The sequence below is a fragment of the Aquamicrobium sp. NLF2-7 genome (genome assembly GCF_022359935.1).
In the GTDB taxonomy this organism is placed as follows: domain Bacteria; phylum Pseudomonadota; class Alphaproteobacteria; order Rhizobiales; family Rhizobiaceae; genus Mesorhizobium; species Mesorhizobium lusatiense.
On the sequence record NZ_JAKSED010000001.1, the window covers coordinates 1,547,194 to 1,562,326 of the forward strand.

Sequence of the window (15,133 nt, forward strand, 5' to 3'; positions counted from 1 at the left end):
CGCGCCAACAAACGTATTTAATTCAAATTTTACCTTGTTGCGCTGAGCTATGTCCCAACACCCCGGCAAAGGGGGAACCTTAGACCGATACAGGGAGTTTCGAAACCGAAAGGATTTTGGAACGATGACCCGAACAGGCAAAGAACGGCCACAGGAAACGGTGCGGCAGAACCTGGCGAAAGCGATACGCCGTCAGGTCCGCAGCCAAACCACGCGTGGATTGTTGCGCTCCCTGCCCGCCTTCAAGGTCGCCAGAGACATACCGGAACAGTTGCAGGCGCTCATCTGCCGACTGGAGGCTATGGAAGCACAGCACGAAGAAGCACCGGAGCGGTGACCCCGTTGCGCGTTTCACACCATGCCCTGCGTGGCAGGCTACTGCACTGCCCTTCGGCGCCATGAATAGGTGCCCGCAGCGGCAGCGCCCGATGTCGCTGCCGGCTGGGAGTGGACCGACAAGCCGCCAATCTCGCCTTTTTCAAGCCGTCCCAGCAGAACCCGGTTCGAAATCTCGAACTCGTCGAAGCCGACGCGCAGCATATGCGGAAGCTGGTCGACGAGCACATCGCCCACCGCGCGCACCCTGCCCGTGAACCCGTGCCGGCTGCGCAGCAGCTCCGCCTTGGAGTAGCTGCGCCCGTCGCTGTAGGCCGGGAAGGCAAGCGCCACCAGCGACAGCGCATCGAGAAGGCCGGCAATCGCGTCGAGCTGTTCTCCCGGTTGCAGGATCACCCCCAGACGCTCGTGGTTGAGCGCGCGCTCCTGCGGATCGAGATCGAGAAAGGCCTGCAGCGGCAGAATCACGCGGCTGTTGCCGGCAAGGGCCTCGGCACTCTCGGCGTGTATCCACTCGTCGTCCCGGAAACCCTGCGGAGTCCACAGACGAATTTCGGGGGTTGCCTTGTGTTCGCTCCCCGTCGCTTGCTCGCTCATGTTGTCTTTCCTGACTGAAGGACCGGGCCTGACTGAAAGACCGGGCCTGACTGGCTGGTTTGGCCGAGGGTCTGTTCCAGACCGCCAAGATGGATACCGCATTCGGTCTTTGCCTGCCCTGCCCAGCGCCCGCTGCGTGCATCCTGCCCCTGCTCCACCGGACGGGTGCAGGGAAAGCAGCCGATGGACAGATAACCATAAGCGACCAGCGGGTTTTCGCGCAGCTCGTGCGCCTGCATATAATCGGCGAGGTCGGCCGCCCCCCAGCTTGCCAGAGGATTGATGCGTATGCGCGGCCCCACCGCCTCGAACACCGGCAGGGCGGCGCGCGTCTCAGCCTGATGGCGCTTGCGGCCGGTGAACCAGGCCCGGAACGGCTCCACGCCCCGTGCCATCGTTTCCACCTTGCGCACATGGCAGCAGGCTTCGACGTCGCTTTCGTGCAGGCGGCCCGACGGATCAACGCGCTGCAGCACCGCCGCATCAGGATGGATCACCCTGATATCGGTCAGGCCGAAATCCTCGGCCAGCGCATCGCGGTAGCGCAGGGTTTCCTCGAAATGCTTGCCCGTATCGAGAAACACGATCGGCACATGCCTGTCCACCTGCGCGATCAGGTGCAGGAGAACCGCCGAGTCCGCCCCGAAGGACGAAACGGCGGCGACCTCTCCGGGAAACAGGCTGCCCACCGCCAGCTCGATGGTGCGGAGAGCCGAAAGCTGCCCGTGGCGCGCTTCGAGGGCAGCGGCATCGAAAGCATCCACTTCAGGCAGCCTTTGCTTCGGCCCCGTACAGAGCCTCCTTGAACGGCGCCGCGCCGACACGGCGATAGACGTCGAGGAATTTTTCCGAAGGCGCGCTGCGTATCGTCAGATAGGTCTCGACCAGCGTTTCGATCGCATCGACGATCTCGTCGGGACCGAAGCCGCGGCCGATGATCTCGCCGACGCTGGTGTTCTCGTCGGCAGAGCCGCCCAGCGTGATCTGGTAAAGCTCCGCGCCCTTCTTCTCCACGCCCAGTATGCCGATATGGCCGACATGGTGATGTCCGCAGGCGTTGATGCAGCCCGAGATCTTGAGCTTCAGTTCGCCGATCTCGCGCTGGCGCTCCAGCGACGAAAACCGTGTCGAAATCTGCTGCGCGACGGGAATGGAGCGGGCATTGGCGAGCGCGCAATAGTCGAGGCCGGGGCAGGCGATGATGTCGCTGATCAGGCCTGCATTGGCCGTGGCAAGCCCGGTCTCGACCAGCGCGTCATAGACGGCCCTCAGATCGGCGCGCGCCACATGCGGCAGCACCAGATTCTGCTCATGCGTCACCCGCACCTCGTCGAAGGCGAAGCGTTCGGCAAGGTCGGCCACCGCCTCCATCTGCTTGTCGGTCACGTCGCCCGGAACCTCGCCTATCCCCTTCAGCGAGATGGTCACGGCCGCATAGTCGGGATTGCGGTGCGTGGTCACGTTCTGGCCGAGCCATTCGGAGAACGCGCGGGAATCCAGCCGGGCCAGCCGCACCGCCTCGTCGCCCTCCGGACGGGACGGAAGCTCGGGAGGCGCGAAATAGGCCCTGATCGCGGCCACATCGGCATCCGGCAGCTTCAGCTCGCCATCCTTCAGCGCCTGCCATTCCGCCTCGACCCAGCTTGCCAGCTCCTCTGTTCCGGTCTCGTGGACGAGGATCTTGATGCGGGCCTTGTACTTGTTGTCGCGCCGGCCGTTCAGATTGTAGACGCGCAGGATCGCCGTCACATAGGACAGGAGATGTTCCTGCGGCAGGAATTCGCGGATTTTCTTCGCCACCATGGGCGTGCGGCCGAGGCCCCCGCCGACATAGACGGTAAAGCCCAGCTCGCCCGCCTCGTTCTTCTTCAGGTGCAGGCCGATGTCGTGGGTCTTGATGGCCGCACGGTCGCGCTCCGCCCCGGTCACCGCGATCTTGAACTTGCGCGGCAGGTAGGAGAACTCGGGATGCACCGACGACCACTGGCGCAGGATCTCCGCATAGGGGCGCGGATCGGCGACCTCGTCGGCCGCGGCACCTGCGAAATGATCGGCGGTGACGTTGCGTATGCAGTTGCCGCTGGTCTGGATGCAGTGCATCTCGACCTGCGCCAGATCAGCAAGGATGGCCGGAACGTCGGACAGTGCCGGCCAGTTGAACTGGATGTTCTGGCGCGTGGTGAAGTGGCCATAGCCCTTGTCGTAGGTGCGCGCGATATGGGCCAGCATGCGCAACTGGCGCGGATGCAGCGTGCCATAGGGAATGGCGATGCGCAGCATATAGGCGTGAAGCTGGAGATATACACCGTTCATGAGCCGGAGCGGCTTGAACTGATCTTCCGTCAGCTCGCCCGAAAGCCTTCGCTCGACCTGATCGGCGAACTGGGCAACCCTTCCCTGAACAAATTCGTGGTCGAACTCATCATAACGGTACATCGGTGGTCCTCCGGCTTACGCCGCGTGCTGCGTACGGGCCTGCTTGCCCAGATCGTTGCGGGTTGTGGGACCGGCGGCGCGGATACGCTCGCGCAGCCTGAGAGGGCGGACGGTGCCGTCGACGATTTCCACGTCGATCAGATTGACATCGACTACGAGATTGCCTGCAAGGCCCTGCGCGCCGGCACTTTCCAGCGCGGCTTCGGCTTCCTTGTCCCCGGCGATTTCGGCCTCGGCAATGGTCTCGACCCATTGGCCACGCGCATACCAGACGACCTCACCGTCGCTCAGCCGGTTTGCGGTCAGGATCTTCATGGTGCGGCCTCCTCCGAAACGCGCTGGCGGGACGGAACGGCAGCAAGCGCCTGCGAACGGCTGAAGTCGGCCCCCGCCACCGCATCCCCGATGATGGTCATCACCGGGCCGGTCAGGTCGTGGCGCTCTTCCAGCGCGGGCAGATCGGCCAGTGTTCCGTGGAACCGGCGGCAACCTTGCAGGCTGGCATTCTCGACCACGGCGACCGCCGTATCCGGCGAAAGGCCGGCCGCGATCAGCCGTCCCGCAACTTCCGCCGCAACCGAGCGGCCCATATAGACGGCAACCGTGGCGCCCGAGATGGCGAGCTTTGCCCAGTCCGGCAGCGATCCGCCCTTGAGATCGTGGCCGGTGGTGAACACCATGGACGAGGTGACGCCGCGCAGCGTCAGCGGCAGTTCGAAATCGGCGGCAGCGGCAAAGGCCGCAGTCACGCCCGGCACGACCTCATAGGAAATGCCGGCCTCGCGCAACGCAGCCATTTCCTCGCCAGCCCGGCCGAACACCAGCGGATCGCCGCTTTTCAGGCGCACCACCCGCTTGCCTTCCCGGCCAAGCTCCACCAAAAGCGCGTTGATCTGCGACTGGCTCTTCGAGTGGCAACCCTTGCGCTTGCCGACCGCGACACGCTCGGCGTCGCGACGGCCCATGGCGACCACCGCCTCGGGAACCAGCGCATCATGCAGGATCACGTCTGCCTCCATCAGAAGGCGCTGGGCCCTGAGCGTCAGCAGGTCTTCCGCGCCGGGACCGGCGCCCACCAGCGCGACATGGCCGAAATTGCGCTCCGGATTGCCAAGCATGGCGGATGCCGCCGCATGGGCGAGGGAAACATCGCCGCCCGCCACGGCGCGTGCGGGCGCCCCTTCAAAGAACTCGCGCCAGAAACGGCGGCGGGGCAAGCCCTTGGGCAGCAGCCGCTCGGCCGCGTCGCGGAAACCGACCGCCAGCGAGGCGAGCGTGCCGAGCGACGGCGACAGCATGCGGTCGATGCGCGCGCGGATCATCTGGGCGAGAACCGGCCCCGCTCCTTCAGTGCCGATGGCAATGGCGACCGGCGCGCGGTTGACCAGCGCCGGGGTGAAGAAGTCGCAAAGTTCCGGCCGGTCGACCGCATTGACGCTGATGCCGAGGGCGCGGGCGTCTTCCACCACCCGGCGGTCGAGCTCCTCATCGCCGCTGGCCGCGAAGACGAGCGTCGCCCCCACGAGATGCGCGCGCGCGTATACGTGCGAAATGTGGGCCGCGTGATTGGCGGAAATCCAGTCCAGCAAATCCTGGGATGCGTCGGGTGCGACGATCCGCAAAGCGGCGGATGACTGGCCGAGCAGCCTTGCCTTGGCAAGCGCTTCCTCGCCATCTCCGACGATGACGACGACAGCGCCTTCAACGCGCATGAAGACGGGAAAAGCGTTCAGCTTGGGAAAATCGTGCGGCATCGCGGTAAAACCCTGTACAGGCTGGTATTTCTAGCCTGACAGGGGTTTGGAGCGAAGGAACGGGCTCGCGCCTGCCTTTGCGGCAGGCAATGTTTTTTGCCCGGGAACGCGTCTGAAAAGAAAATCATTCCAGCAGCGGCAACCGCGGCACGCTTTGCCGCGCGCCCCCCCCCCCGGTGGGACGGGGGCTCAGACGTGCTGGCCGCCATTGATGTGGATTTCGGAACCCGTCACATAGGACGACTGGCCCGAGCACAGGAAGTAGATGATATCCGCCACTTCCGCCGTGGTCCCGAGACGCCGCAGCGGAATGGTCTCGACGATCTTCTCCGTGCCCGGCGACAGGATTGCCGTGTCGATCTCGCCCGGCGCGATGGCGTTGACGCGAATGCCGTGCGGCCCGAAGTCATGCGCCATCTCGCGCGTCAGCGAGCCCAGCGCCGCCTTCGACGTGGCATAGGCCGTTCCGGCGAAAGGATGCACGCGCGTGCCGGCAATGGAGGTGACATTGACCACCGAGCCTCTGGCGGCGGCGAGTTCCTTGAACAACCCCCTTGCCAGCATGATCGGCGCGAAGAAATTCACCTGAAACACGTCGCGCCACACATGCATGGGCGTGTCGAGCGAATCCATGCGCTGGTTCTTCGGCATCTTGGGCGAAATACCGGCATTGTTGACCAGCGCATTGAGCTGGCCGCCATTCGCTTCCAGCCTGTGACGGATTTCCGCCACCGCGATGCCGACATCCTCGGGATCGGCCAGATCGACCTTGATATGGTCTTCCGGCCCCGCCGGCCACGGGCAATTCTCCGCGAAAGCCTGCCGGGAGCAGGTGATGACGCGCCATCCTTCCATGGAAAAACGCTTCACCGTCGCATGGCCGATGCCGCGGCTCGCCCCGGTCAGAACGATGGTCTTCCTGCTGTCTGTATGCGTCACGACGAAACCGACCCGTTGATGTATGAACAGACATCTAGCCGAACGCGAAGGTTCTGGCGAGAGCCACACGAGAGACAACTCTTGTACGGAACTGCGAAATATCAGCCGCCGGTCAGAATATCGAGGATCGACGTCGTGCCCTTCTTCATCGGCGCCCCGACCTCGCCCGGCGGGACCGGACGCCGGATCGAGGCCGTCGGTGCGCGATCAGATGGCATGGCAGGATGCGCGTTTCCGCCACCATTGCCGCCACCGGCGACAGGCACGGAGGGCCGCGCGACCGCTGCGGGCGGAACCGGGGCCGCGCGCTGGACCGGCTCTGCGGGGCGCACGCTGACGGGGGCAGGTGCCGATACTGTTTCAGCCGGCTCGCCGGTGGCAATCTCCGGAATGGCGGGGGCAACGGGCGCGCGCTGCCAGCCGCCCGGCAGACGCGCTACCGGCACCCCCTCATGCGCGGCGACCATGAATTCGTGCCATGCCTGCGCCGGAAGCGCGCCGCCGGTGACGTTCTTCATAGGCCGCGCATCGTCATTGCCGAACCACACGCCGGTGGTGAGGTTGGCCGTGTAGCCCACGAACCATGCGTCGCGCGAATTCTGGCTGGTGCCGGTCTTGCCGGCCGCCGGCCATGCGAAGGCCGCCTTGCGCGCCGTGCCGACCTCCACCGCGCCCGCCATCATCGAATTCATCATGCCGACGATCTCAGGCTTCAGCACACGCGGTGCGGAACCTCCGGTGAATTCATACAGCACCTTGCCTTTGGCATTGGCCACACGCTTCACGAAATGCACCTGCGGGCGATAGCCGCCATTGGCGAAAGGCACATAGGCGGCGGTCAGTTCCAGCGGCGTCACCTCCGATGTGCCGAGCGCGATGGAAACGTTCTTCTGAAGATCAGACTGCACGCCCATGCGATTGGCGATCTCGATCACCGCCTGCGGGCCGACTTCCATGGCAAGCTGGGCGGCAACCGAATTCAGCGATTTGGCGAGCGCGGTCGACAGCGTGACCTTGCCATAATACTTGCCGCCGTAATTGACCGGCTTCCACTTGCCGATCTGGATCGGCGCATCGTTGCGCACGCTATCCGGCGTGCGCCCCGCTTCCAGTGCAGCGGCATAGACGAACGGCTTGAAGGCCGAACCGGGCTGGCGTTTGGCGCCGGAGGCACGGTCGAACTGGCTGGTCGAATAATCGTAGCCACCGACCATGGCACGCACCGCTCCGGAACTGTCGATGGAAACGAGAGCGCCCTGGCTGACGTCGAGCTTCTTGCCATTCTCGTCGATCAGCCGGCGGATCGATTTCTCGGCCTGCTTCTGAAGATCGAGATCGATGGTGGTGTCGACGATGATGTCGCCCTCCACCTCGCCGATCAGGTCGGGCAGCTCCTCCATGATCGTGTCGGCGACGTAGTTCTCCGAACCCGTCCAGTAGGAAGGCACGCGCGCGGCGGGCGCGCTCATGGCATGGGTCATTTCGCGGGAACTGACCAGCCCTTCATCCTGCATCGCGGCCAGCACGAGTTGCGAGCGTGCTTCCGCAGCCTTCGGGTCACGCGCCGGCGACAGCCGTGACGGCGCCTTGAGCAGCCCTGCCAGCAAAGCGGCTTCCGACAGGGTCACGTCGCGCGCGCTCTTGCCGAAATAGCGCCGCGATGCGGCCTCGACGCCATAGGCTCCCGAACCGAAATAGACCCGGTTGAGATACATGGCCAGAATTTCGTCCTTGGTGTGCTTGTGTTCCAGCCACAGCGCCAGCAGCACCTCCTGCACCTTGCGCTCCAGCGTGCGGTCGGGCTTGAGGAACAGATTCTTGGCCAGCTGCTGGGTCAGCGTCGAGCCGCCCTGCGAGAGCCGCCCATGCATCAGGTTGGTGACCATCGCACGGCCGAGACCCAGCGGATCGATGCCGAAATGCGAATAGAAACGGCGGTCCTCGATGGCGATCACCGCCTTCGGGATATAGGCCGACATTTCCGAAAGGTGCACCGCCTCGCCGCCGCTCATGCCGCGATTGGCGATCAGCCGTCCGTCGACCGACACGATCTTGATGTTGGGCGCCCTGTCGGGGATCGACCATGTGGTGGCAGCTGGCATCTTGGCACCGTAGTAGACGACCATGCCGGCAGCGGCGATGCCGGCCCAGATCGCCAGCACGAAGCACCAGTAGACCATGCGCATGAAGAGGCCGAACAGGCCACGGCGCCTGCCCCGCCCGCCGCGCGCGGAGCGCGCCTTTGCGGAACGCCGTGGCTTTTCCGTCCTGTCCGCCTTGCGCGAACGCGGCTTGCGGCTGGCAGGCACGACCCGATCCTCTTCACGCAGGGAGAAACCCGCAACGGAAGCGTCGCGCGCCGGTTCCCCGAAGCTTGGTTCGATGCGTCTGTTCCTGCGGTTCGCCATGCGCGATGCCGTACCTTCCCCCAGCCAATGGCGATGAGGTGAAGGTTAGTTAAGGCAATTTAAGGGCGGGTTAATCTCTGCATCGCACACCAACCCCGCGCCCGCTTGCTCCCGCGGGCGCAACTCAGGCAACAGGCGCGTCATCCGAAAGGGTGGTGGGCTTTTCTGCTGTTTAACGAGACCGGCACAATCCCGTTCTTGTGTTCTCCCTGTCGCCATCGTCATAAGAAACGCTGACTTTGTCGCCGTTAAGCAAAGTAATCTGGCCTGCGTACCAATCACCGCTATTTTGCCAGTTGCACTCAACCCGTGTGCCCACCGACCAGTTATAGGGACGCACGGCATTGGGGTAGACGGTTTCAAGATCACCGTCGTCATACTTAATTGTGATCTTATCGTTAGATACATCGGAGATCACACCCGGAAACCAATAACCAGAGTTTTGATAGTTTCCCAGAACCCAATCACCAACGGACTGAGCGGCTGCCGAACCGGCACCACCCATAAGAGTGAACGCAGCTGCAGTCGCCAAAATGAGCTTATGCAAAGGTATTATCTCCAATTCACACGCCGAATTTTTTGCTGTTTTTGACTACTCACAATTGCCGATATCGGCGATCGCGTAAGTGGTCTTTCCTGGCCCTTTTGGCGGTGTGGCTGTCAGATAAACCTTTAGATCACAATCTTGAGTGCGAATTTCCCACTCCTTGGCGCCATCTTCCCGAGTGCCGGTATTGGCAATGTGACCGATCGGAGCTTGCCTGAGTCGATTTGAAACGTCGTGACTTTCAAAGATTGTGCTTATCTGCTCTGTGCTGTCATAAAAGCCGGAAAGAGCGGCGTATGCCGGTGAAGCACCGAAGGTGGCTCCAAGAATAAATAGTGCGGCGTGCGAAAATTTCATAGCTAGTCCAATTTGTTGTTTGTGGACCTGAAATTGCATGCTGGCGACACAGATACAAGCGCTGTTGCAAATACACGACGCCTCGTTGATGAAGCTGCATGTTCCTGTCCTATGGCTGGCCGATTTTATGGCGTTCAGCACTTTAGAAAAGAGAGCGTGAACCTTCTTGAATTGCCATCGTTAACACGCATCATCACGAGAGATGTTCCCATACTTCCCGCTGTCGAATGATCCCCTCGGCAGCGTTTTTTCTGGCGTGGGCGATATGCTTAAATAGAGTTGCACCGGAGGATTTGAGATACCGCCTTTCTCTTTCGTTTATCTGGACTGTGATGGCCTTGAACAGGAAATTAGGGGTATCGAATTTCCCACCCCAGAAGCTGCCCGCGCTGAAGCACTCCGCTCGGCAAAGGACCTCTACGACGAGACGATTGACGCAGGGCGCCAACCGACAGGATCGGCAGTCAGGGTGCGCGATAAAGACGGAAAGCAGATCTGCGAGATATCTTCTTTTGAGGACGTAAAGGGAATGGCAGTCGCCTCTCCTTTCTGAGCGCCTGTGGTGGCTCTATACTGGGCTAGCGCGCTCTCCAGTCTTGATTCAATCTGGGACCAAGCGGTTTCGGCCATGGGGCATCGGTCCCCTCCCCTGGGTGCAAAGCGCCGGCCTCCGTCCGTGCGTTCACGTCAATTTTCATCCGTTGCCGCTCTGTTCACAATGGTTCAGTCAGCGAAACGGCTCTTTCGATCGACGTCACGCAATTCATTGCACTGCGGCCGGAGGAAGAAATCCGGTGCGGGAAGAGCAGCCTTCACCCACCGGACCCTCAAGCGCAGGATCGGAATGACCATTTAGACAAAACGGCCAGACCGATCCGGGAAAGGCTCTAAGCTGAAAGTTCTCTGCGGACGATTTCCGCGCCTGCGCTCAAAGCTTTCAGCTTGCCTGTCGCCACCTGACGAGACAGCGGCGCCATGCCGCAGTTCGTGCAGGGATAGAGTTTGTCGGCATCAACGAACTGCAGAGCCTTTCGCAGAGTGCTGGCGACCTCTTCCGGAGTCTCGATGGTATTCGTCGCCACGTCAATGGCACCCACCATCACCTTCTTACCTCGAATGAGTTCAATCAGGTCGATTGGAACATGCGAGTTGTGGCATTCGAGTGAGATCAGATCGACGCTGGATTTCTGGAGTTTTGGGAAAGATTCTTCGTACTGCCGCCACTCCGATCCCAACGTCGTTTTCCAGTCTGTATTGGCCTTGATGCCGTAGCCATAACAGATGTGCACCGCAGTTTCGCAGCTGAGCCCTTCCATTGCCTTTTCGAGGGTCGCCACCCCCCAGTCATTCACCTCATCAAAGAAGACGTTGAATGCGGGCTCGTCGAACTGGATGATATCGACGCCGGCAGCTTCCAGTTCCCTGGCTTCCTGATTGAGGGCTTTGGCGAACTCCCAGGCCAGTTTCTCCCGACTTTTGTAGTGGGCATCATAGAGCGTATCGATCATCGTCATCGGACCGGGCAGAGCCCATTTGATGGGCTGCGTGGTCTGCTGACGCAGGAATTTGGCATCTTCGACAAAAACCGGCTTCTGGCGGGAAACAGCGCCGACGACCGTCGGCACGCTCGCATCATAGCGATTGCGAATTCGGACCGTCTCACGCTTCTCGAAATCGACACCGTTGAGGTTTTCGATAAACGTCGTGACAAAATGCTGGCGCGTTTGCTCGCCGTCGCTGACGATGTCGATGCCCGCCTGTCGCTGATCGTCCAGAGACAAGCGCAGAGCGTCCCGTTTGCCCTCGGCCAGTTCCTCGTCCTGCAGCTTCCATGGCGACCAGAGCTTCTCAGGTTCCGCAAGCCAGGAGGGTTTTGGCAGGCTGCCGGCTGTTGATGTAGGCAAGAGCGTTTTCAAGACAGATGACCTTTTGTTTCCGTTCAATCAAAGAGCGTAGTTGGCGGACCACTGCTGAAGAATGGCCCTGTATGGTTTGATGAAGTGCTCTTCGGCAAATTTTCCCTGCTCGATGGCCAGCCGGCTGCGTTCTTCGCGATCGTAGACAATTCGGGTCAGCGAATAGTCCTGATGCTTCAGGCTTGGCTGATAGTGTGCCCCCGCAACAGAATTGGCGTTGTAGATCTCGGGCCGGTAGATCTTCTGGAAAGTCTCCATCGTGCTGATGGTGCTGATCAGCTCCAGATTGGTGTAGTCACCGAGCAGGTCGCCGACAAAATAGAAGGCCAACGGCGCAACGCTGTTCGGAGGCATGAAATAGCGAACCTTCAACCCCATTTTCTTGAAATACAGATCGGTCGAAGATAGCTCGCCCTGCTGATACTCAACGCCCAATACAGGATGACGGTTTTCTGTCCGGCGGTATGTCTTGCTGCTTGACGCGCTCAGGCAAATGACCGGAGGCTTGTTGAAATGCTCCTTATAGGCATTTGAGTTCAGGAAGCACCTGAACAATTTTCCATGAAGATCACCGAAATCATCGGGAATGCTGAATTCAGCCCGATCCTTGTTATGCGCCGGCAGCAGCACGCTGAAGTCATAGTCGCGCACGTAAGAGGAAAAATTATTCCCTACAATGCCCTCGATGCGCTCATTGGTCTTGTGATCAACGATAATCGTTTTCAATATTTCAATAAGCGGGAAGGCATCGCTGTCGCCTTCATCGCCAATGGTCATCTCAGCCGAAATGATCTCAAGCTCGACAGAATAACGATCGGCTTTGGGGTTGTCCCAATGCGCCAGTGCGTTGAACCGGTTGTCAATCATCCTCAGGGCATTGCGCAGGTTTTCCTGACGGTTCTCGCCCCGGGCCAGATTGGCGAAATTGGTCGTGATACGCGTGCTGTCCGCGGGACGATAATCCTCATCGAAACGAACGCTCTTAAGGCGAAACGTGAAATCGTTATTCCTCGCGACCGGCCGGCGAGCGACCGACGGCGCCCCCGGGGAGGCATCGGAAATTGCGGTTTGAGACATGACTTACCCCAATAAGTTGGGGGCATGGGGCAGCGGACACATAGCAGGATCGGCCGCGACGCGGTCTCCGCTACGGCACACCCGGACACCCCGCCCGTGGACGTTATTTCGCCAAGGCAGGTCTCCTGGCTCGCGGGTCAGCGCTGCTGTCCGTCTTCCCAGGGTTTCACCCCAGTGACATGCTGGACATCAGCTCGCCGCTTACAGTTGCGGGGGCAGCTCCGGCTTTCCCGAAAAGACGGGGCACCGGCTTCCCTCTTAGCCCCGGCGCGTTGCGCGCAACGACCGGAGAACCTAGGCACGCACACCTTCCTGCAATTCCAGTCCGAAGTCAATAGGACATAAAGGAATGTTTATATCTTTAAGTCGCAAATGCCAATATCCGGTTCTTCGATGCCGGCATCTGAACAAAAAAGCCCCGGCTGATTGCCGGGGCTTTGATTTCAGAGCCGTTCAGTGTTTCACGGAATCATTGAACGGCTCTGGGTCTTTGACTGTCGCATTTCCGAACCGGAAAAGTGTTTCCACTTTCCTGGAAACGCTCCAGAGAGAAACCGGATCAGAACTTGTAGTTGAAGCCAACCCGGACCGTGTGGAAGTTGAACTTCCGGTCAATGTTGACATCAGCGCCACCGAAGGTGTCCGAGAACACATTCGCCTTGCCGAGATCAGTGTAGAGATATTCCGACTTCACGGTCCAGTTGTCGGTCACGGCATATTCCGCACCCGCACCGACAGTCCAGCCGGTCTTCGTCTTCTTCACGCTTTCATTGAAGGCGGTACCGCCCAGATTGCCCTTGGCATAACTCTTGGTTTCGCCATAGGCGAGACCACCAGTGGCGTAGACGAGGAAGCGGTCGGTCGCCGTATAGCCGAGGCGGGCGCGAACCGTGCCGTACCAGTTCAGCTTCGTGCCGATGGCAGCATCAAGAGCGCCAGCGCCAGGCACATTGGCGGAGATACTGGTTTCGCCCTTGACGTTTCCACCCTGAAAATCAGCCTCGACACCATAGACGATCTGGTCGGCCTGGAAGTTCCAGCCCGCCTGAACGCCGCCAAGGAAACCGCTGGAGTTCATATTCAGCGAACCGCTGGCCAGCGTACCCGTCGTGTCGGTGACGCTGAACGGATGCTTTGCCTTGCCGCCGCCATAACCAAGGTTGAAGCCGACATAACCGCCGGTCCAGCTATAGAAGGAAGCCGGAGCCACCGGAGCAGGCTCACTGTAAACAATCGCATCAGCAGCATAAGCGCCACCCGAAGCAAGAATGACAGAAACAGCAGCAAGAGAGAGAACTTTTCGCATGACAAAACCTCTTAGTTGAAATCGTGAAATTAACTTACGATCGTCGTCGTAAAATGTCTGTAACATAAAAGACACATTTCGTTACGAAGATCAAAAATCCATAAAATACAGATATTTGAATAGTTAATAATAAATTAAACATACACAAAATGAAATGAAGCCACTCAGAGGAGAAAAATATCTGAGTGGCATCGGATATAACCTTACCATAGGTAAGGATTATGCTTAAGGAATCGGTCCACCGAGCATAAATTGCGCTGATTTACTATCAGCTCAGCGCAGAGGCAATTTTGTCCTTGAGAGCAAGGCGGCGGCGGCGCAGTTCCGTTTCGGCATCGTCGCTGATCGTATCAATACGCGTCTCGGACCTGTGTATCTGATCGTTGACGTCGTCATACTCTTCGAGGACACGGGCGAACTCCGGATCCTGCGCCTTGAGGGCATGGATTGCATCCAGCTTGCCGGGGAATTCTTCGCCAAGGGTATGCGGGGTGTTTGACATGTCGCCTCCTGTGGTTTGCTTCCCAAACATAGAAGGTAGGGCGTCGGCCCGGTTGATCAATGTCAAACAAATGGCTGACCCAGCGGAACATCGTGTCGCAGGTCACAGCCTTCGCCGTGCGGGGCAGGCTCCCCAATGTCGCAGGCGGAATTCCGGGTTGAGAGTTTGCCTTGCCTGTCGATGATTTCAAAAAGTGCCACCTTCGACACAACAGCAACCCGCAGGATTGGGCGACTGCGGACGAGGCGGCGCAAGATTTTGCGATTGAGCCGTGTCAGTGAACGGTTTCGAGCCCCAGCTTGCGGCGCAGACGCCCGGTCCGCTCCCTGAACATGGCATGGCGCTCGGCTTCACGCGTCGCGGCAAAAACCATCGAGAGCAACCGCTCTTTCTCGGTCTCGTCGAGAAGAGGCTTCAGGAATTCGGCCGTCTTGTCGATGACGGTCGGCACGTCGGCAACCTGATCGCTGGCCCATTTCGCATAGGCGATGGCTTCGTCGAGTTGCTTGTCGCTTCCGGCTATCAGGGCGATCTGCTCGCGCACGCGTGTCTCGATGATATCGGTCACCGGCCGGTCTTCCGCCGCTATCGCCATCACCACGGTGGCGGCAGCCGTCACAGGGTGATCGATGACTGCGACCGGTGCGATGGCGGCCTTCTTGCGCAGCTTGTTGCGCCGCATGTTGCCGCGCACCTTGCCGACTGCATCCGCCACCTCATTGGCGGCGTCGCTCATATATTTGAGCCGATACCACCAGAATGCCGCAGCCGCGAATATGCCGATAACGGCTACCAGTATATGCATGATCGGGCCTCCATGCTTCGCCTATAGCGAAAACGGCGGCCGATCGACAAGACTGTCGGCGGATGAGGCGTCGCCTTCCGCCGGCAGTTACCCGCCAGCGGAAACGATACCGGAGGAAACGAAGGACGGTTGAGAACGCCTTCCCGCTCCACG

The 15,133-nt window shown here is 60.4% G+C and carries 15 protein-coding genes and 1 riboswitch; of the genes, 1 reads left to right on the top strand and 14 read right to left on the bottom strand.

Translation table 11 applies throughout. From position 1 onward, the window contains the following. The first annotated feature begins 124 nt into the window (after positions 1-124). Positions 125-337, top strand: coding sequence for a hypothetical protein (locus MIC97_RS07560; RefSeq protein ID WP_239799514.1), 213 nt, complete (start codon positions 125-127; stop codon positions 335-337). A gap of 38 nt (positions 338-375) precedes the next feature. On the opposite strand, the gene MIC97_RS07565 is transcribed toward MIC97_RS07560, so the two are convergent. The 14 genes from MIC97_RS07565 to MIC97_RS07630 form a co-directional block, all read right to left on the bottom strand. Next, on the bottom strand, positions 376-933 hold the full coding sequence (locus tag MIC97_RS07565; protein ID WP_239799515.1) for a DUF934 domain-containing protein: 558 nt from the start codon (positions 931-933) through the stop codon (positions 376-378). Further along, on the bottom strand, positions 930-1,706 hold the full coding sequence (locus tag MIC97_RS07570; protein WP_239801060.1) for a phosphoadenylyl-sulfate reductase: 777 nt from the start codon (positions 1,704-1,706) through the stop codon (positions 930-932). Before MIC97_RS07570 ends, MIC97_RS07565 begins: the two co-directional genes overlap by 4 nt. Next, complete coding sequence (locus MIC97_RS07575; protein ID WP_239799516.1) at positions 1,699-3,369, bottom strand: nitrite/sulfite reductase; 1,671 nt, start codon at positions 3,367-3,369, stop codon at positions 1,699-1,701. The genes MIC97_RS07570 and MIC97_RS07575 overlap by 8 nt, the downstream gene beginning before the upstream one ends. A 15-nt stretch (positions 3,370-3,384) precedes the next feature. After that, positions 3,385-3,684: a DUF2849 domain-containing protein gene (locus tag MIC97_RS07580; RefSeq protein WP_239799517.1), complete on the bottom strand. Its 300-nt coding sequence runs from the start codon at positions 3,682-3,684 to the stop codon at positions 3,385-3,387. Continuing rightward, complete coding sequence (gene cysG / locus MIC97_RS07585) at positions 3,681-5,123, bottom strand: siroheme synthase CysG (protein ID WP_239799518.1); 1,443 nt, start codon at positions 5,121-5,123, stop codon at positions 3,681-3,683. The genes MIC97_RS07580 and cysG overlap by 4 nt, the downstream gene beginning before the upstream one ends. A 189-nt stretch (positions 5,124-5,312) precedes the next feature. Continuing rightward, complete coding sequence (locus MIC97_RS07590) at positions 5,313-6,062, bottom strand: SDR family oxidoreductase (RefSeq protein ID WP_183831916.1); 750 nt, start codon at positions 6,060-6,062, stop codon at positions 5,313-5,315. A 101-nt stretch (positions 6,063-6,163) separates the two neighbouring features. Next, positions 6,164-8,470: a transglycosylase domain-containing protein gene (locus tag MIC97_RS07595; protein ID WP_239799519.1), complete on the bottom strand. Its 2,307-nt coding sequence runs from the start codon at positions 8,468-8,470 to the stop codon at positions 6,164-6,166. Positions 8,471-8,642: 172 nt separating this feature from the next. Continuing rightward, on the bottom strand, positions 8,643-9,017 hold the full coding sequence (locus MIC97_RS07600; RefSeq protein ID WP_239799520.1) for a tudor domain-containing protein: 375 nt from the start codon (positions 9,015-9,017) through the stop codon (positions 8,643-8,645). A gap of 45 nt (positions 9,018-9,062) precedes the next feature. Next, positions 9,063-9,374 carry a hypothetical protein gene (locus MIC97_RS07605; RefSeq protein ID WP_239799521.1) on the bottom strand — a complete coding sequence of 104 codons (312 nt, stop codon included), beginning with the start codon at positions 9,372-9,374 and terminating at the stop codon, positions 9,063-9,065. A gap of 887 nt (positions 9,375-10,261) precedes the next feature. Further along, positions 10,262-11,290 (bottom strand): methionine synthase, encoded by a 1,029-nt coding sequence (locus MIC97_RS07610; protein WP_239799522.1) that lies wholly within the window; start codon positions 11,288-11,290, stop codon positions 10,262-10,264. 27 nt (positions 11,291-11,317) lie between these two features. Further along, entirely contained in the window at positions 11,318-12,367 is a 1,050-nt protein-coding gene (locus MIC97_RS07615) for a DUF1852 domain-containing protein (RefSeq protein ID WP_239799523.1), read from the bottom strand. Positions 12,368-12,464: 97 nt separating this feature from the next. Beyond that, positions 12,465-12,680, bottom strand: a riboswitch (cobalamin riboswitch). A gap of 246 nt (positions 12,681-12,926) precedes the next feature. After that, positions 12,927-13,673, bottom strand: coding sequence for an outer membrane protein (locus MIC97_RS07620; RefSeq protein WP_239799524.1), 747 nt, complete (start codon positions 13,671-13,673; stop codon positions 12,927-12,929). 268 nt (positions 13,674-13,941) lie between these two features. After that, entirely contained in the window at positions 13,942-14,175 is a 234-nt protein-coding gene (locus tag MIC97_RS07625) for a YdcH family protein (protein WP_183831921.1), read from the bottom strand. 274 nt (positions 14,176-14,449) lie between these two features. After that, on the bottom strand, positions 14,450-14,980 hold the full coding sequence (locus MIC97_RS07630) for a hypothetical protein (RefSeq protein WP_239799525.1): 531 nt from the start codon (positions 14,978-14,980) through the stop codon (positions 14,450-14,452). Positions 14,981-15,133 lie beyond the last annotated feature (153 nt).